18 protein-coding genes are annotated in these 16,956 nt (G+C 67.6%); 8 read left to right on the top strand and 10 right to left on the bottom strand.

What is annotated here, in order from left to right:
* The coding region (locus ASG69_RS13745) for a substrate-binding domain-containing protein (RefSeq protein WP_082546986.1) at positions 1-844 on the top strand (844 nt) is incomplete at its 5' end.
* On the opposite strand, the gene ASG69_RS13750 is transcribed toward ASG69_RS13745, so the two are convergent.
* Positions 803-2,047 (bottom strand): MFS transporter, encoded by a 1,245-nt coding sequence (locus ASG69_RS13750; protein WP_056447681.1) that lies wholly within the window; start codon positions 2,045-2,047, stop codon positions 803-805. The genes ASG69_RS13745 and ASG69_RS13750 overlap by 42 nt on opposite strands.
* Before the next feature lie 182 nt (positions 2,048-2,229).
* Here ASG69_RS13750 and ASG69_RS13755 point away from each other — a divergent pair, with 182 nt between their 5' ends.
* Positions 2,230-3,447 carry an acyl-CoA dehydrogenase family protein gene (locus tag ASG69_RS13755; protein ID WP_056447683.1) on the top strand — a complete coding sequence of 406 codons (1,218 nt, stop codon included), beginning with the start codon at positions 2,230-2,232 and terminating at the stop codon, positions 3,445-3,447.
* 72 nt (positions 3,448-3,519) lie between these two features.
* Here ASG69_RS13755 and ASG69_RS13760 read toward each other — a convergent pair whose 3' ends face one another.
* The 4 genes from ASG69_RS13760 to sdhC are packed head-to-tail and all read right to left on the bottom strand — an operon-like array spanning position 3,520 to position 6,938.
* The gene (locus ASG69_RS13760; RefSeq protein WP_027503726.1) at positions 3,520-4,302 is read right to left on the bottom strand and encodes a succinate dehydrogenase iron-sulfur subunit; all 783 of its coding nucleotides are present in this window, start codon (positions 4,300-4,302) and stop codon (positions 3,520-3,522) included.
* Positions 4,302-6,053, bottom strand: a complete 1,752-nt coding sequence (gene sdhA, locus ASG69_RS13765; protein ID WP_027503725.1) for a succinate dehydrogenase flavoprotein subunit — start codon at positions 6,051-6,053, stop codon at positions 4,302-4,304. Before sdhA ends, ASG69_RS13760 begins: the two co-directional genes overlap by 1 nt.
* Before the next feature lie 12 nt (positions 6,054-6,065).
* Entirely contained in the window at positions 6,066-6,527 is a 462-nt protein-coding gene (locus ASG69_RS13770) for a succinate dehydrogenase hydrophobic membrane anchor subunit (RefSeq protein WP_027503724.1), read from the bottom strand.
* A gap of 3 nt (positions 6,528-6,530) precedes the next feature.
* Positions 6,531-6,938, bottom strand: a complete 408-nt coding sequence (gene sdhC / locus ASG69_RS13775) for a succinate dehydrogenase, cytochrome b556 subunit (protein ID WP_081821085.1) — start codon at positions 6,936-6,938, stop codon at positions 6,531-6,533.
* Between the two features lie 252 nt (positions 6,939-7,190).
* On the opposite strand from sdhC, the gene ASG69_RS13780 reads away from it, so the two are divergent.
* From ASG69_RS13780 to ASG69_RS13805, 5 genes are all read left to right on the top strand, one after another.
* Positions 7,191-7,625: a cytidine deaminase gene (locus ASG69_RS13780; protein ID WP_056447685.1), complete on the top strand. Its 435-nt coding sequence runs from the start codon at positions 7,191-7,193 to the stop codon at positions 7,623-7,625.
* Positions 7,618-8,901, top strand: a complete 1,284-nt coding sequence (locus ASG69_RS13785; RefSeq protein ID WP_056447687.1) for a thymidine phosphorylase — start codon at positions 7,618-7,620, stop codon at positions 8,899-8,901. The genes ASG69_RS13780 and ASG69_RS13785 overlap by 8 nt, the downstream gene beginning before the upstream one ends.
* A gap of 43 nt (positions 8,902-8,944) precedes the next feature.
* Complete coding sequence (locus ASG69_RS22190; protein ID WP_082544655.1) at positions 8,945-10,402, top strand: ABC transporter permease subunit; 1,458 nt, start codon at positions 8,945-8,947, stop codon at positions 10,400-10,402.
* The gene (locus ASG69_RS13800; RefSeq protein WP_056447689.1) at positions 10,399-11,175 is read left to right on the top strand and encodes an amino acid ABC transporter ATP-binding protein; all 777 of its coding nucleotides are present in this window, start codon (positions 10,399-10,401) and stop codon (positions 11,173-11,175) included. Before ASG69_RS22190 ends, ASG69_RS13800 begins: the two co-directional genes overlap by 4 nt.
* 108 nt (positions 11,176-11,283) lie before the next feature.
* On the top strand, positions 11,284-12,354 hold the full coding sequence (locus tag ASG69_RS13805) for an adenosine deaminase (RefSeq protein ID WP_037184105.1): 1,071 nt from the start codon (positions 11,284-11,286) through the stop codon (positions 12,352-12,354).
* Positions 12,355-12,992: 638 nt separating this feature from the next.
* Here ASG69_RS13805 and ASG69_RS22520 read toward each other — a convergent pair.
* Complete coding sequence (locus ASG69_RS22520) at positions 12,993-13,445, bottom strand: hypothetical protein (protein ID WP_156380531.1); 453 nt, start codon at positions 13,443-13,445, stop codon at positions 12,993-12,995.
* 29 nt (positions 13,446-13,474) lie between these two features.
* Here ASG69_RS22520 and ASG69_RS13810 point away from each other — a divergent pair, with 29 nt between their 5' ends.
* Positions 13,475-13,816, top strand: a complete 342-nt coding sequence (locus ASG69_RS13810; protein ID WP_027503713.1) for a DUF2200 domain-containing protein — start codon at positions 13,475-13,477, stop codon at positions 13,814-13,816.
* A 15-nt stretch (positions 13,817-13,831) separates the two neighbouring features.
* On the opposite strand, the gene ASG69_RS13815 is transcribed toward ASG69_RS13810, so the two are convergent.
* Genes ASG69_RS13815 through ASG69_RS13830 form a run of 4 tightly spaced genes read right to left on the bottom strand, consistent with a single transcriptional unit; the run spans position 13,832 to position 16,935 of the window.
* Positions 13,832-15,097 carry a hypothetical protein gene (locus tag ASG69_RS13815; protein ID WP_056447691.1) on the bottom strand — a complete coding sequence of 422 codons (1,266 nt, stop codon included), beginning with the start codon at positions 15,095-15,097 and terminating at the stop codon, positions 13,832-13,834.
* A gap of 10 nt (positions 15,098-15,107) precedes the next feature.
* A complete protein-coding gene (locus ASG69_RS13820) occupies positions 15,108-15,623 on the bottom strand; it encodes a hypothetical protein (RefSeq protein WP_056447693.1) in 516 nt (171 codons plus the stop codon).
* A complete protein-coding gene (locus tag ASG69_RS22195; protein ID WP_082544643.1) occupies positions 15,620-16,615 on the bottom strand; it encodes a C40 family peptidase in 996 nt (331 codons plus the stop codon). Before ASG69_RS22195 ends, ASG69_RS13820 begins: the two co-directional genes overlap by 4 nt.
* A complete protein-coding gene (locus ASG69_RS13830; protein WP_027503709.1) occupies positions 16,612-16,935 on the bottom strand; it encodes a type VII secretion target in 324 nt (107 codons plus the stop codon). Before ASG69_RS13830 ends, ASG69_RS22195 begins: the two co-directional genes overlap by 4 nt.
* Between the last annotated feature and the right edge of the window lie 21 nt (positions 16,936-16,956).

Genomic DNA, 16,956 nt, shown 5'->3' on the forward strand with positions numbered 1-16,956 from the left:
CTTCGTCGACGTGGTCATGCAGGCACCCGAGCGGTTCTGTTCCCAGGTGCGGTCCGCCCTCGAGGCCGAGTTGCCGATGCTGTCACCGGCCGTGGTCCGGTCGCGGTTCCACTTCCGGGAGACGGAGTCGGTGCCCGCGATGCTCGAGACGCTCGACGGCATCCGCGCGCGCGGCTCGCACGGACTGATCGTCAAGGCGCCGGACGATCCGCAGGTGTCCGACGCGCTCGACGCCGTCGTGGCAGCCGGCATCCCGGTGGTGACCTACGTCAGCGACGTGCCGTCGAGCGCGCGCACCGCGTACGTGGGCATCGACGACGGCGCCGCGGGCGCCACCGCGGCGTACCTCGTCGATCAGTGGCTGGGGGAGTCGACGTCGAGCGTGCTGGTCACCTTGAGCCACGACACGTTCCGCAACGAGGGTGAACGGGAGATCGGGTTCCGTCGGGCCCTGCGCCGCACGGCGTCCGGGGTGCCGCGGGCCGTGTTCGACATCGCCCGCAGCAGCGGACTCGACGACACGGTCGAGGACCTGGTGGTCGAGGCGTTGACGCAGCACCCCGACATCGAGGCGGTCTACTCCATCGGCGGCGGCAACGTCGCCACCGTGCGGGCCTTCGAGCGGGTGGGTCGTCGGTGCCGGGTGTTCATCGCCCACGACCTCGACGCGGACAACCGTCGGCTGCTGGCCGAGCGCTCCATCTCGGCTGTGCTGCACCATGATCTGCGTGCCGACGCGCGGTCGGCGTGCCGGTTGCTCATGCAGGCCGCCGGTGCCCTGGACGGTGTTCGGGACGAGCCGTCACCCGTGCACGTGGTCACTCCGCACAACACTCCCCGATGACGCGCTCCGGCCGAGGAGCCAGATGGCGAGTGCGGCGAGGGAGATCGCTGCCCCGGTGAGGCACAGCACCGCCCACCCACCGACGGAATAGCTGACGGACGCAGCGACGGAACCGAGGACGCCGCCGCCGAAGTAGCTCACCATGTACGCGGTGTTGAGACGGTTTCGCGCCGGCGGATCCAGGACGAACACGACGTTCTGATTGCTGATGTGCGCGCCCTGGGTGCCCAGGTCGAGAGCCATGATGCCGACGATCAGGACGACGACGGCCCACACGGCGGAGCTGCCCGATCCGAGGAAGAGCAGCGCCCAGCTGGCCAGCAGGATCGTCAGGCACAGCGTCGTCGCGCGCCGTCCGTGTCCCTTGTCGGTCATGCGCCCGGCGATGGGTGCCATCAACGCACCGGCGACCCCGGCGATGCCGAACAGGCCGATGACGGCGTCACCGTAGGAGAACGGCGGAGCCGCGAGCAGGAACGCGAGCCCGGTCCACAGCACCGAGAACGCGGCCATGAGGAGCGCGCCCAGAGCCATGCGCAACCGGAGCTCCCGGAGTTCGCGTACGAGCGTCAGGATGGAGCCGAGAATGCCGCGGTAGGTGTCGGTCACCACCGGGGTCGACACCGGGACGTACTTCCGCAGCACCACCGCGAGCAGGGCGATGGCCACGGCGGCCACCCCGTAGACCAACCGCCAGCCGCCCAATTCGGACAGGAACCCACTGACGGTGCGGGCGAGCAGGATTCCGGTGAGCAGGCCGCTCATGACGGTGCCCACGGTGCGTCCGCGATCCTCCTCCGCGGCGAGGGCCGAGGCGAGCGGGACGATGACCATGGCGGCGGACGCTCCCACCCCGGCGAGGACGAGGGCGGCGGCGAGCATCGGGAAGCCGGGGGACACCACGGCGATGCCGTCCGCGACGGCGCAGATCAGGGCGGCGGTGACGATGAGGCGCCGCCGTTCGATCAGGTCGCCGAGCGGGACGAGGAACGCCAGACCGATGGCGTAGCCGATCTGCGCGGTGGTGACGAGGATCCCCGCCGTGCCCTCCTCGATGTCGAAGGAGCGGGCGATCGTGTCGAGCAGCGGTTGCGCGTAGTACAGATTCGCGACCAGGACACCGCAGGTGACGGCCAGCAGGAGGACCAGCCCGCGGCCGATGGTGGGTTCGGACGTCGTCGAGCTGCCCCCGGGTTCTGTCACCGCTCAACTATGGCCCCACCTCGTCGAGACCGCACAACGGGGACTCCGGAGACCTCGAGAACACCTCGAGATCCGTTCGACGGGTTCGACTGATCTCGGGACAGTCGGGGTATCCGTGCAGCACGGTGACAGACACAGGCGTCACCCGACCACTCGCCGGACGACCGACACAGGAGCCGCACATGAGCAAGCACGAACCGCTGGGACCTCTCTCGAAGGGGTTCCTCGCCGCGGACATGTTCGGCTACCAGGGCATTCTGACGGACGAGGAGTCGGAGACGGTCGGGGTGGTGCGTCGCTTCCTCGAGGACGAGGTCGCCCCGCGCGCGAACGAGTTCTGGGAGAAGGCGGAGTCACCGGTCCATCTGCTCCCGCGCCTGGCCGATCTAGGAATCGTCGGTCTGGAGTACGAGTTCGACGGTCGCGCGCCCGCACGCAAGGTCTTCACCGGGTGGCTGGGCATGGAGTTCTCGCGGGTCGATCCGTCCACGGGCACCATGTTCACCGTCCACAGCGGGCTCGCGATGAGCAGCATCGCCATCCTGGGCTCGGACGAGCAGAAGGAGCGGTGGCTCCCGGCCATGCGCCGCATGGAGAAGATCGGCGCCTTCGGCCTGTCCGAGCCGCACGGCGGTTCCGACGTCGCCGGCGGGTTGGAGACCACGGCGCGGCTCGACGGCGACCACTGGATCCTCAACGGCAGCAAGCGGTGGATCGGCAACGCCACCTTCGCCGACCTGATCATCGTCTACGCGAAGGACGAGGCGGACGGTGAGGTGAAGGGCTTCGTCCTCGAGAAGGGGGACGACGGCTTCCCCGAGGGGTTCCGTGCGGAGAAGATCGAGCGCAAGTACTCGCTGCGCGCGGTCGAGAACGCAGATCTGTACTTCGAGGACTGCCGGGTGCCCACCGCGAACAAACTCGAGCACGCGAACTCGTTCGCCGACACCGCCAAGGTCCTGTCCCTCACCCGCGGCGGCGTCGCGTGGGGCGCGGTCGGAGTGATGATCGGTGCCTTCGAGAAGGCGGTGGCCTACGCACAGGAGCGCGAGCAGTTCGGGGCGCCCATCGCGTCGTTCCAGTTGATCTCGGACCTGATCGCGCGCATGGCCGGCAACATCACCGCGTGCCTCGGGATGGCGCTGCGGGTGTCGCAGCTACAGGACTCCGGGGTGCAGCACGACGAGCACGCGGCACTGTCCAAGAGCTACACCACCACGCGATTGCGTGAGGTGGTGGGCTGGGCCCGAGAGATCATGGGGGGCAACGGCATCGTGCTCGACTACGACGTGATCCGTTACTTCACCGATGCCGAGGCGCTGTACTCGTACGAGGGCACGTCGCAGATGAACAACCTCATCGTCGGCAGGGGAGTGACGGGGCACTCGGCGTTCGTCTAGTGCGGCTCCGCCGCCCGTGAGTCTTTTGCGCATCCAGGGATGCACAAAAGACTCACGGGCGCGAAGCGCACATCAGCGTGCGAAGAGCAGTGCGCGCTTGACTTCCTGGATCGCCTTCGTCACCTGGATGCCACGGGGGCACGCGTCGGTGCAGTTGAAGGTGGTGCGACAGCGCCACACACCCTCGACGTCGTTGAGGATGTCCAGGCGCTCGGGAGCGCCCTCGTCACGGCTGTCGAAGATGAAGCGGTGTGCGTTGACGATGGCGGCGGGACCGAAGTAGCTGCCGTCGTTCCAGTACACGGGGCACGAGGTGGTGCAGCACGCGCACAGGATGCACTTGGTGGTGTCGTCGAACCGCGCGCGGTCGGCGGCCGACTGGATGCGCTCACGCGTGGGCTCGTTGCCGGACGTCATCAGGTAGGGCTTGACGGCACGGAACGCGTCGAAGAACGGCTCCATGTTCACGATGAGGTCCTTCTCCACGGGCAGACCGCGGATGGGCTCGATCGTGATGGTGAGGGACTTCGAGGAGTCCTTCGGGAGCATGTCGCGCATCAGGACCTTGCAGGCCAGGCGGTTGACACCGTTGACACGGACCGCGTCGCTGCCGCACACGCCGTGCGCGCACGAGCGGCGGAACGAGAACGTGCCGTCCAGGTAGTTCTTCACGTACAGCATCAGGTTGAGAAGACGGTCGGTCGGCAGGGTGGGGACCTGAAAGCTGTCCCAGTGCGAACCCTTGTCGTCCTCCGGGTTGAAGCGAGCGATCTTCAGTGTGACCATCACTGCTTCGTCCGGAACCGCAGGCAGACCGCCCTTGTCTTCGGACTTGTCGATAGCGGGTGCGCTCATCAGTACTTACGCTCCATCGGCTCGTAGCGGGTCTGCACCACGGGCTTGTAGTCGAGGCGGATATCGGAGAGCAGACCCTCGCCCACCTTGTACGCCATGGTGTGGCGCATGAAGTTGACGTCGTCGCGCTCCGGGTAGTCCTCGCGGGCGTGTCCGCCGCGAGTCTCCTTGCGGTTGAGAGCACCGGCGACGGTGACCTCCGCCATCTCCAGCAGGAAGCCGAGCTCGACGGCCTCGAGCAGGTCGCTGTTGTAGCGCTTGCCCTTGTCCTGCACGGTGATCCGGCCGTAACGCTCCTTCAGTCCCTGGATGTCGCTCAGGGCCTGCTTGAGGGTGTCCTCGGTACGGAAGACGGACGCGTTGTTGTCCATCGACTGCTGCAGCTCGGTGCGGATGGTCGCGACCTTCTCGTTGCCGTGATCCGAGAGGATGAGTTCGAGCCATTCCTCGACCATCTTCTGCGGAGCCTCGGGCAGCGGGGTGAAGTCGACGCTGTTGGCGTGCTCGGCGGCAGCGATGCCGGCGCGACGGCCGAACACGTTGATGTCGAGCAGCGAGTTGGTGCCGAGACGGTTGGAGCCGTGCACGGACACGCAGGCGCACTCGCCGGCGGCGAAGAGGCCGGGAACGACGTCGTCGTTGTTGCGGAGCACCTCACCGCGGATCTTGGTCGGGATGCCGCCCATGACGTAGTGGCACGTCGGGTACACGGGCACCAGCTCGGTGACCGGGTCGACGCCCAGGTACGTGCGGGAGAACTCCGTGATGTCCGGGAGCTTCTCCTCGAGGACGTCGGCGCCGAGGTGGGTCACGTCGATGTAGACGTAGTCCTTGTTCGGTCCGGCACCGCGACCTTCGAGCACCTCGAGCACCATCGAGCGGGCGACGATGTCGCGCGGCGCGAGGTCCTTGATGGTGGGGGCGTAGCGCTCCATGAAGCGTTCACCGTCCGCGTTGCGGAGGATTCCGCCCTCACCGCGCACGGCCTCGGAGATGAGGATGCCCAGTCCGGCGAGGCCGGTCGGGTGGAACTGGTGGAACTCCATGTCCTCGAGCGGCAGGCCCTTGCGGAAGATGATGCTCATGCCGTCACCGGTGAGGGTGTGGGCGTTCGAGGTGGTCTTGTAGATACGACCCGAACCGCCGGTGGCGAACACTATCGACTTCGCGTGGAACACGTGCAGCTCGCCGGTGGCCAGCTCGTAGGCGATGACGCCGGTGGCCACGGGGCCCTCGTCGGTCTCCGTCAGCGCGATGTCCAGTGCGTAGAACTCGTTGAAGAACTCCACGTCGTGCTTGACGCACTGCTGGTACAGCGTCTGGAGGATCATGTGACCGGTGCGGTCGGCGGCGTAACACGCACGGCGCACGGGCGCCTTGCCGTGGTCACGGGTGTGCCCGCCGAAGCGACGCTGGTCGATCTTGCCCTCGGGCGTGCGGTTGAACGGCAGGCCCATCTTCTCGAGGTCGAGGACCGCGTCGATGGCCTCCTTCGCCATGATCTCGGCAGCGTCCTGGTCGACCAGGTAGTCGCCGCCCTTGATCGTGTCGAAGGTGTGCCACTCCCAGTTGTCCTCCTCGACGTTGGCGAGGGCAGCACACATGCCGCCCTGCGCCGCGCCGGTGTGGCTGCGAGTGGGGTAGAGCTTCGTGAGCACCGCGGTGCGGGCGCGCGGACCGGCCTCGATCGCCGCGCGCATACCTGCACCACCGGCACCGACGATCAGTACGTCGTAACGATGTTCCTGCATGTGCACTCTCCCCTAGCTGGCGGTGATGTTGGGGTCGAACGTGAAGATGACATACGTGCCCAGACCCATGATGAGGATCATCGAGAGCACCAGAAGCGTGGTGAGCCAGAACCGCGTGGAGTCCTTGCGCGAGTAGTCGGCGATGACGGTCCGCAGACCGTTGCCGCCGTGCAGCTGCGCCAACCAGAGCATCGTCAGGTCCCACACCTGCCAGAACGGGCTCGACCAGCGGCCGGCCACGAAGGCGAAGTTGATGCGGTGAACACCGTCGTCGAGCAGCAACATGATGGACATGTGGCCGAGGACGAGGACGACGAGCGCGAGTCCGGAGAAGCGCATGAACAGCCATGCGTAGAGCTCGAAGTTGCCGCGGTTCTTCCGGCGCGGTGAGCGCGGATTGTCGAGGCTGGCGGGACGGTCGTGAGACGTTCCCAGCGTGCGTGCCTGCTTGGCACCTGCGTCGGTGGTCGCCATGGCTCAGTGCCCCCCGGTGAAGGTGTTGTAGAGGATGCGTGCCGCGCCCGGGATCATGACGACGAACCAGATGCCCAGGATGACCCACAGCATGAGGCGCTGGTACTGGGTTCCCTTCGACCAGAAGTCGACGAGCATGACTCGGATGCCGTTGAGTGCGTGGTAGAGCACCGCGGCCACCAGGCCGAGCTCCATCAGGCCGACGATCGGCGTCTTGTACGTGTCGATCACGTCGTTGTACGCCTGGGGATCGACGCGGACGAGCGCCGTGTCCAGGACGTGCACGAACAGGAAGAAGAACGTGACGACACCGGTGATCCGGTGCAGAACCCAGGACCACATGCCAGGGTCTCCGCGGTACAGAGACCGCGTGCGCTCCCGCGTCGGGGCGGCTTCGGTCGTGCTAGCCATCGAGTGCAGTGCCTCCAACATCATTGATGGACGCGACGAGCGAAGACGCCCGGAGAGATACCGGAGAAATCCAGCTCGATCGTGTGTGTGAAACGACTTCTTCGAACTCTAATCCCATGCTCGGACACGCACTAATTCGCGTTGGGCCTGGCGTTTCCCTGCCGACCGGAAGTTAGGTTTGCCTGTCCAATGACCTGGTGGGTCGCTCGGAGTTGCCTGCAGTGGCAGCCTCGACGTGACAGGATCGCCCTCATGCCGGAAGTCGACTGGAAATCCTTGCGCGACAGTGCTCGTGAGGCTATGACCCACGCCTACGCGCCCTATTCGAACTACCCCGTGGGGGCCGCTGCGACAGTGGACGACGGACGCATCGTCGCCGGATGCAATGTGGAAAATGTCTCATACGGTCTCGGGCTCTGCGCCGAGTGCGGACTGGTGTCGGCGCTGAATGCGAGCGGCGGCGGACGTCTGATCGCGTTCTCGTGCTGCGACAGTCGAGGCTCGATCCTGCTGCCGTGCGGCCGTTGTCGGCAGCTTCTGTTCGAGTTCGGCGGAGGCGATCTGCTGATCGACACGGCGTCGGGTGTGCGTCCACTGAGCGACCTCCTCCCCGAGGCGTTCGGCCCCGACGATCTCGCCGCCGGGCAGGTCTCGAGCACCGCCGAGAAGGCGGTGACCGATGCCTGATGCCGTATCGGTGATAGCCACCAAACGCGATGGCCACACCCTTTCTTCGGACCAGATCTCATGGATGGTCGACGCGTACACCCGTGGCGACGTGGCGGACGAGCAGATGTCGGCCCTCACGATGGCCATTCTGCTGCGCGGCATGACACGCGTGGAGATCCGTCAGTGGACCGACGCGATGATCGCCTCGGGCAGCCGCATGGACTTCTCGTCCATCTCGCGTCCCACCGTCGACAAGCACTCCACGGGCGGTATCGGGGACAAGATCACGCTCCCGCTCGCACCCCTCGTCGCGGCGTGCGGTGCGGCGGTGCCGCAGCTGTCGGGACGCGGTCTCGGCTACACCGGCGGCACGCTGGACAAGCTGGAGTCCATTCCGGGCTGGCGGGCCGATCTCACGGCCGACGAGATGACCCGACTCCTCGACGACCCCGCTGTCGGCGCGGTGATCTGCGCTGCGGGTGCGGATCTGGCCCCGGCGGACAAGAAGCTCTACGCCCTGCGCGACGTCACCGGCACTGTCGAGTCGATCCCGATGATCGCCGCGTCGATCATGAGCAAGAAGATCGCCGAGGGGACGGGCGCACTGGTTCTGGACGTGAAGTGCGGATCGGGTGCGTTCATGAAGTCGCTGGATCAGGCGCGCGAGCTCGCCGCGACGATGGTCGAGCTCGGCACCGACTCGGGCGTCAACACGGTCGCCCTGGTCACCGACATGTCCACCCCGCTCGGCCTCACCGCCGGCAACGCTCTCGAGGTGCAGGAATCCCTCGACGTCCTGGCCGGCGGCGGCCCCGCGGACGTCGTCGAGCTGACTCTCGCGCTGGCGCGCGAGATGGTCGCGGCCGCCGGACTCGACGGTGTCGATCCGGCCGACAAACTGCGCGACGGCACGGCCATGGACCGGTGGCGGTCGATGATCGCCGGACAGGGTGGCGATCCCGATGCGCCGCTGCCCGTGGCACGACATACTCACGACGTCGTGGCCGACCGCGACGGCGTGGTCACCCGTGTGGACGCCATGGCGGTGGGTATCGCCGCCTGGCGGCTGGGTGCCGGGCGCGAGCGGCAGGGCCAGCAGGTCCAGGCAGGAGCAGGGGTGCGCATGCATGTCAGACCGGGAGAGCGGGTGTCCGCCGGGAGTGTGGTCTTCACGCTGCACACGGACACCCCGGAACGGTTCGACGGTGCGCTCGAGGCACTGACGGACGGATGGGCCGTCGGCGACGACGCTCCTGCCGTCTCGCCGCTGATCCTGGATCGGATCGGTACGTAGTGTGACGCGCGCTCGGTGGTTCCTCGTCACGCTGGTGGGGGTGATGCTCGCGATCCTGCTGGGCGCGTGCGGGTCGTCCTCGGACGAGCCGTTGATCGACACGGTCACCGACAACGGTGTGCTCGTGGTCGGCACGGAGGGCACGTACAGCCCCTTCAGTTTCCAGGGGTCCGACGGTGACCTGACGGGGTACGACATCGACGTCGTCCGCGCGGTCGGGGAGAAACTCGGCGTACGCGTCGAGTTCGTCCAGACGCCGTTCGACTCGATCTTCGCCGGTCTCGAGTCCGGCCGGTTCGACCTCATCGCAAACCAAGTGACCGTCAACGACGAACGGCAGGCCAAGTACGACCTCTCGCGGCCGTACACCGTCTCCGAGGGCGAGATCGTCGCGCGGGCCGGGGACACGTCGATCACCTCGCTGGCGGATCTGGCCGGCCGGACCACGGCGCAGTCGTCGACGAGCAACTGGGCCGAGGTGGCCACCGACGCAGGCGCTCAGGTGCAGGCCGTCGAGGGATTCGTCCAGGCGGTGACGCTGGTCAAGGACGGCCGTGTCGACGCCACCGTCAACGACTCGCTCGCCATCGCCGAGTACTTCGCGCAGACCGGGGACACGGGTGTCGCCGTCGCCGCCCAGACCGGGGACACCAGCCTGCAGGCCTTCGCCGCCCGCAAGGACAGCGGCCTGATGGAGCAGGTGAACACCGCGCTGGAGGAACTGCAGGACGACGGCACGCTGGCGGCGGCCTCGGAGCGTTACTTCGGCTCCGATGTCGCGGTGCCGGATCCGCAGACCGCCGCGGCCACCGCTCCCACCGCCGAGGCAGGGGCCACCGAGTCGACTCAGGAACTGATCACCCGCAACCTGGTGCCGATGCTGAAGGCCACCGTCACCACGACGTTGCCGCTCACCGCGATCAGCTTCGTCATCGGTCTCGCGATCGCGCTGGCAGTGGCACTGGCCCGAATCTCGTCGATCCGACCCCTGTCGCTGCTCGCGCGCTTCTACGTCTCGATCGTCCGCGGCACTCCGTTGCTGCTGCAGCTGTTCATCGTGTTCTACGCGTTGCCGCAGTTCGGGGTGGTCATCTCGCCGTTCCCGGCGGCGGTGGTGGCGTTCAGCATCAACGTCGGCGGGTACGCGGCCGAGATCGTGCGGGCAGCCATTCTCGGCGTGCCCAAGGGCCAGTGGGAGGCGGCCGAGACCATCGGCATGGGGTACCGCACCACGCTGCAGCGCATCGTCCTGCCGCAGGCGCTGCGCACCGCGGTGCCGCCGTTGTCCAACACGTTGATCTCGTTGGTGAAGGACACATCGCTGGCGTCCACGATCCTGGTCACCGAGCTGCTCCGCGTGGCGCAGCTCGCGGCGGCCCCCACCTTCGACTTCTTCGCGCTCTACTCGGTGGCCGCGGTGTACTACTGGATCATCTGCATCGTCCTGTCCTCCGTGCAGGGCAGACTCGAGACCCGACTGGACAGGTACGTGGCGCGATGACCGAGAAGCCCTTGATCGAGGCGACGGGACTGCGGAAGTCGTTCGGCGACAACCACGTCCTGCAGGGAGTCGACTTCACCGCCGACCGCGGCACGGTCACCGTCGTCGTGGGTCCGTCGGGCTCCGGCAAGACCACGCTGCTGCGCGGGCTCAACGCGCTCGACCCGGTGGACTCCGGCACCGTGCGCATCGGCGACGTGTCCGCGGACTTCGGTGAGCTGGCGTCGGCTCCGCGTGGCCGCGTCCGGTCGGCAACGGCAGCGCTGCGTGCACAGAGCGGCATGGTGTTCCAGAGCCACAACCTGTTCCCGCACAAGACGGTGCTGCAGAACGTCGTCGAGGGTCCCGTGATCGTGCAGAAGCACCCGCGGGCGGAGGCCGAGGCGGCGGGCAGGGAACTGCTCGCGCAGGTCGGTCTCACCGGCAAGGAGGACCAGTACCCGTTCCAGCTGTCGGGTGGCCAGCAGCAACGCGTCGGGATCGCCCGTGCACTCGCCCTGGCGCCCGAGCTCATGCTGTTCGACGAGCCCACCTCGGCGCTCGATCCCGAGCTCGTCGGCGAGGTGCTGTCGGTCATGAAGAACCTCGCGAGCGAGGGCTGGACCATGGTCGTGGTCACTCACGAGATCCGGTTCGCGCAGCAGGTGGCCGACCAGGTGCTGTTCGTCGACGGGGGAGTCGTGGTCGAGAGAGGCACCCCCACCGATGTGCTGACGCACCCGGCGCAGGAGAGGACGCAACAGTTCCTCAAACGCATCCTCGACCCGCTGTAGGCGAGGGGCGCGAGGCGCGGCCGCGAACACTACAGTCGGGACATGGATGAAGATCTGACGGTTGCTCCGGACAGCGCGGCACGACTGAGCGGTCCGGCACCCCTGGACATGCAGAACATCGCCCGCGCGCCGAAGGCGTTGTTGCACGACCATCTCGACGGCGGGCTCCGGCCGTCGACCGTGCTGGAACTGGCGAGCGAGTGCGGGTACGACGGGCTTCCCGCGTCGGACGCGGAGAGTCTCGGCCGGTGGTTCCGCGACGCCGCCGACAGCGGCTCCCTGGAGCTGTATCTCGAGACGTTCGCGCACACCGTCGCCGTCATGCAGACGGCCGAGGGCCTGCAGCGCGTGGCGCGCGAGTGCGCCGAGGACCTGGCCGCCGACGGTGTCGTCTACGCCGAGGTGCGCTACGCGCCCGAGCAGCACCTGGAGAAGGGGCTGACACTGGACGAGGTGGTCGAGCACACCCTGGAAGGGTTCCGCCAGGGCGAGAGCGCCGCCCGTGCGGCCGGTCGACCCATCGTCATCGGATGCCTCCTCACCGCGATGCGGCATGCCGCCCGTTCCCGCGAGATCGCCGAACTGGCGGTCCGGTACCGCGACCAGGGTGTCGCGGGCTTCGACATCGCCGGCAAGGAAGCGGGCTTCCCCCCGAGCCGGCACCTCGACGCGTTCGAGTACATGCGGGCGAACAACGCGCACTTCACCATTCACGCCGGCGAGGCGTTCGGCCTGCCTTCCATCCACGAAGCGATCGCGTTCTGTGGCACGGACCGGTTGGGCCACGGAGTGCGCATCGTCGACGACATCACCACGAACGCCGACGGTGCCCGCGAACTCGGCCAGCTCGCGAACTATGTGCGGGACAAGCGCATTCCCCTGGAACTGTGCCCCAGCTCCAACGTCCAGACGGGCGCCGTGGCCAGCATCGAGGAGCACCCCTTCGACATTCTGGCCCGCTTACGGTTCCGCGTCACCGTGAACACGGACAACCGGTTGATGAGCGACACCTCGATGAGCAAGGAGATGTACCGGCTGGCCACGGCATTCGGCTACGGGTGGTCGGACCTCGAGCGGTTCACGATCAACGCGCTCAAGTCGTCGTTCCTGCCGTTCGATCAGAGGTTGGCGTTGATCGACGACGTCGTGAAGCCCGGGTATCGGGTGTTGTTGGGGTAGCGGATTTTTTGGCAGTGTGGCAACCCATTCGCGGTTGCGACCGTCGTCGGCATTGAAGCCGTCACGCAGAAACGTGACGGCCATAGCGGATCCGAGGGTTCCATTACGAGGGAGTCATTGGCAACGAGCAAGCAAGCGCCGGGCGGAGATTATGGAAACGGTTTCGGGTGCGCCGCCGGAACCCGTCGAGGTTGTATGGACAGCAGAGAACAAGTCGGAGTTTGCGGCCTTTGCGCGCATTCTTTACTCCCACCTTGACGAGCGGGCCGCGGCCACCGCCGTCGCCTGGGAGCTGAGAGCCGAACTGCGCCGAATCGCCGCCAATCACGACGCAGCGCGCACCGAACCGTTACCTTGTCCGACCAGTTGGCCGGGGCCAAGCGATGCAGACCGCAAGGCACTCGAACTCCAATCCGGACTTGTTGTTGCGGAATGCGGAGGCAACGGTATCGAACTGTTGGCCCACGAACTAGAACGACGTCCTAGCCGAGCGATAATGGCTAGCGGGTTGACAACCGGTGGAAAGGTATCCGGCAGTCAGAATCGGTTAACCCAACCGATCGCTACGTGACCTCCACCGGCACGGAGGGGCCGCCCACCGGCCACCCTCGCTTTCGACCGTCTCGTGCGCCGAACCGCTACTGGGGCGCGGGCACCACCCATTCCCACCCATTGCGTCCTGACGGCGCGGGAAGGTAGATGCTCTTCATGCCGGGAGCGGCTTCAAAGACGTAAGTTCCGCGGTACTTGGATGACGGTGCGTACGCGTCGCTGAAACCGGCTGTTTCTGCTTCGTCACAGGTAAAGGCGGAACTGGGGTAGATGTCGGTGTCAGTGGTCCCGTCAGCTTCGATTCCGCCGAAGCGGGCGGGGTTCATGAGGCCGTTGATCGCCGGTGCCACGCTCTCACCTTGGTACTGGTAAGCGTCGTAGTCAGCGGATGTCTCGAAGCTTACGTCGGCGATGATGAAAACGCCTTCTTCAGATGCCTTAAACGCGCCGCCACCGGATTCGGTACAGGTGGGTGAGGTACGTATGTTGTCCAGAGTTCGTGGCCCGTCTGTGAATACAGACGGTGCGTTAACCGCCATTAAGCCACCCCGCAGCTACACTCCCACTCGTGCACCGCATCTTCACCACCCCCGTCTCGTCCGTGTACCCGCACTACGTCACCAAGGTGGAGCGCAAGGGTCGGACGAAGGACGAGCTCGACGAGGTCGTCCGCTGGCTCACGGGCTTCGACGACGCCGAGTTGGCGCAGCACCTCTCGGCGGACACGACGTTCCTCGATTTCTTCGAGGCCGCGCAGCTGAACCCGAACGCGCCGCTCATCACGGGGTCGGTGTGTGGGGTGCGGGTCGAGTCGGTGGAGGATCCGCTGATGCAGAATATCCGTCGCCTCGACAAGCTCGTCGACGAGCTCGCCAAGGGGCGACCGATGGCGAAGATCCTGCGCGCCTGATCGGCGCGCCGACAGTCAGGTGGTCGGACGCAACCGGGTCTCGAACTCGCGCTCGAGGGCGCGCCACGACTCCGCCTCTGCGTCGAACGGGGCGCTCGGAGCCATGCGTCCGTCCACCGGCTCGAGGATGTAGGAGATGAGCCAGCCGAGGGGAGTGGCCGGCGCCAGTGCCTCCTCGACGGACGCGTCCTTGGCGTAGTCGGCTGCGTCGGTGAACAGTTCGACGGCGAGATCGAGCTGATCGGCGTCGACGGATTCCGGCCCGCGGGCCAGGTCGTCGGCGAGCCCGGGCAGCACGTACACGTTCTCGTCGGTCACCTGCACGTCGAGAGAGCCGTCGACGGCAGCGGTGCGCACGTCGTCGTAGGTGCTCACCGTCGTGAGGTCGTGGTCGTGATCGTCGGCCAGGTAGCGGGCGAGCGCCCGCTCGCTGCCGAACACGAAGATCGCGCCCGACCGTCCCAGGAACAGCGGCTCGTCGTCGAGGTAGCAGCGCAGCGTGTAGTACGTGTCCTCGGAGGTGATGATGCGCACCGGATCGATACCCACCGAGCCCCAGAAGGTCTCGTCCTCGTCCTCGGTGTCGACGGGCGCCACGAGCACATCGGAGTCGTCCGACGCGGTGTCGTCGTCGGTGTCGATGTCCTCGTCGTCCAGATCCTCTGCGTCGACGATGTTCTCGGCTGCGGCCGTGATCTCCGCATCGGCCACGGCGGTCGCCTCGGCATCGACGTCGGGAGTGGTCAGGACGGTGTCGATGGCGTCGAGGACGGCGTCCCACCCCTTCGCCACGACGGCACCGATACGGTTCCACAGCTGCGAGCCCTCACGCCCGACGAAGGCGTCGGCACCGCGGGACAGCACTCCGAGAAGCGCGTTGGCAGAGAAGAAGCGAGTGACGGCATCCAGTTCGCAGACCTCGCCGAGGGTGCGTGCCATCTCGAGGGAGCGGGCCAGCTCGATGATGGAGTCCTCGTCCGGATCCCCCGCGGCGAGCTCCGGAACGCCCACGAGGTCGTAGACGTGGTCGTCGTCCGGCTCGATGTGCGCTGCGGAGAGCGCGACGACGGTGCGCCACTGCGGATGGTCGACGAGGTCGTTGTCGGTGTCGGTGCGGATGAACGCCGCCATCTCGGCCACCGACGGGAACGCGTAGAGATCGTCCTCGCGACCGAGGAAGGCCTCCCACTCCTCGCCGTCCTCACGCCACTCGGGCGCCCACAGGGTGACGAGGTCGCCGGCAGTCACACCGAGTTCGATCGGGACGATGTCTCCAGCCATGGCCGCGAGCCTATCCCAGCCGCCGGGCGTCCTCACTGGACGCCGTGTCGAGCCCCAGACGCAGGGCGGCGTGGATGTCGGCACGCTCGAGAACGACGGCCAGAACGGCTGTGTTCACCGCGTGGACGATCGCCGCCTCGACCCGATGACAGCGCATCTCTCGGACGTCGTCCTCGACGGTGAGGCCGACCAGACGTCCGTGCGCGTCCACCTCGGCCCGGACGAGCGCGTCGTCCCTGTCGTTGCGACCGCGCACGCGGGCCAGGTCGTCGAGAGTCCGGTGCAGCAGGGCGGACACGCGTCGTGCCGAACCGGACGAGCCGATCTCGACGAGCTCGTCGTCGGCAGGGCCCGCCGTGGGCACCGGCGCCACCGGATGCGCGAGCCCGTGCAGCATCCGCACCGCGGCAGCCACCGCGGAACCCCCGAAGGCGAGCTCCCTACGTTCGAGCTCCAGGTCCACGATCTCGCCGGACGGCAGCACCACGATGCGTCCGGCGCGCGAGGTGGCGTGTCCGCCGGTCATGCGGTCGGCCGGTAGAAGCCGTGGAAGCTCATGCCGACGTTCGACGTCCGGACGGCACTGACGCTGACCGGGTCGCCCGCCTCCACCATCTGACCGTTCCCCACCACCATCGCGACGTGACCGTCCCACACGGCGAGGTCGCCCGGCATCAGGTCCTCGGCGCTCACCGGGCTGCCCACCGCCTGGTCGGCCGCGAGCCGCGGCAGGTCCACTCCGGCGGTGCCGTACGCGCTCTGTGTGAGTCCGCTGCAGTCCAGGCCCTGGCCGGGGGTGGTGCCACCCCATACGTACGGCGTGCCCTGCTGGGCGAGCGCGAAGCGGACGGCTCCGGCCGCGCGCTCGTTGGGCGCCATGGCGGTGCTGCCGTCGGGAAGCGTCACGAGCGTGCCGGTCCCGTCGGCGCCGGGCGACGCCGGATCGGCCGGCTGCTCCGGAGCCGTCGGCGCGAACAGCCCGCGGAGAGCCGCGTCCGGCGACGCGGGCAGAGACGGAAGCGCGGGAACCTCCGGCACGACGAGTGCGCCGACGCGGGCGGCCAGGGCATCGAGCTCTGCTCGCACCCGAGCGTGGACGGCGAGAGCATTGTCGAGGTGGTGCGTCGCGTGGGCGATGAGTGCGGTCTGTCCCGGGGGAGTGAGGGCCGCGGGCGCGAGTGCCGCTGCGCCCGTGAGGAAAGCGGCCATGATGGTCTGCAGCTCGGCGACCCCACGCGCGACGCTCGCCTGCGCCTCGGCGGCGAGTGACTGCAGCGCGCCGGCGTGCTCGATCATCGACCCGGCCGCGGCGGCGCCGCGCACGGTGAGGTCGAGAGCGGCCTCGGACGCGGGTCCGGACCACGCGTCCGAGAGAGCGGTGACTCCGTCGGTCACCTGTCGCGAGGCGTCGGACAGTGACGCGATGCCCGAGTCGAGGGAATCGGTGTCGGGGGACGGACGGCCGGTGCCGAGAGAGCGGATCAGAGTCTCGAGGGGCGCGGCCAGCAGATCGATCATCGCGGTGCACCGGTGCCGATCAGCACGTCGGACAGCGAGGTGTCGCCGTCGTCGTAGGACCGCGCTGCGGACTGCACGGACGACCCGAGGTGCTCGAACAGGTCGGACAGCGCGCCGAGGCCGTCGGCGTAGCGCGCCGCGGCACCGGCGAACGCGACTCCGAAGTCGGCTCCGACGAGGCCGAGCGTCGCCGCGGAGCCCGTTGCACCCCGTGCCACCGTGGACGCGTCCCGCACGAGGAGTGCGGCGTCGGTCAGACGGCCGGCACCGTCGTGCAGACCGTCCACTCGGACGTCGAATGTCGTACCGCTCTCGGCCACTGCAGTCCACCGTTCACTCGC

Origin of the sequence: Rhodococcus sp. Leaf225, assembly GCF_001426145.1 — a bacterium.
Taxonomy (GTDB): domain Bacteria; phylum Actinomycetota; class Actinomycetes; order Mycobacteriales; family Mycobacteriaceae; genus Rhodococcoides.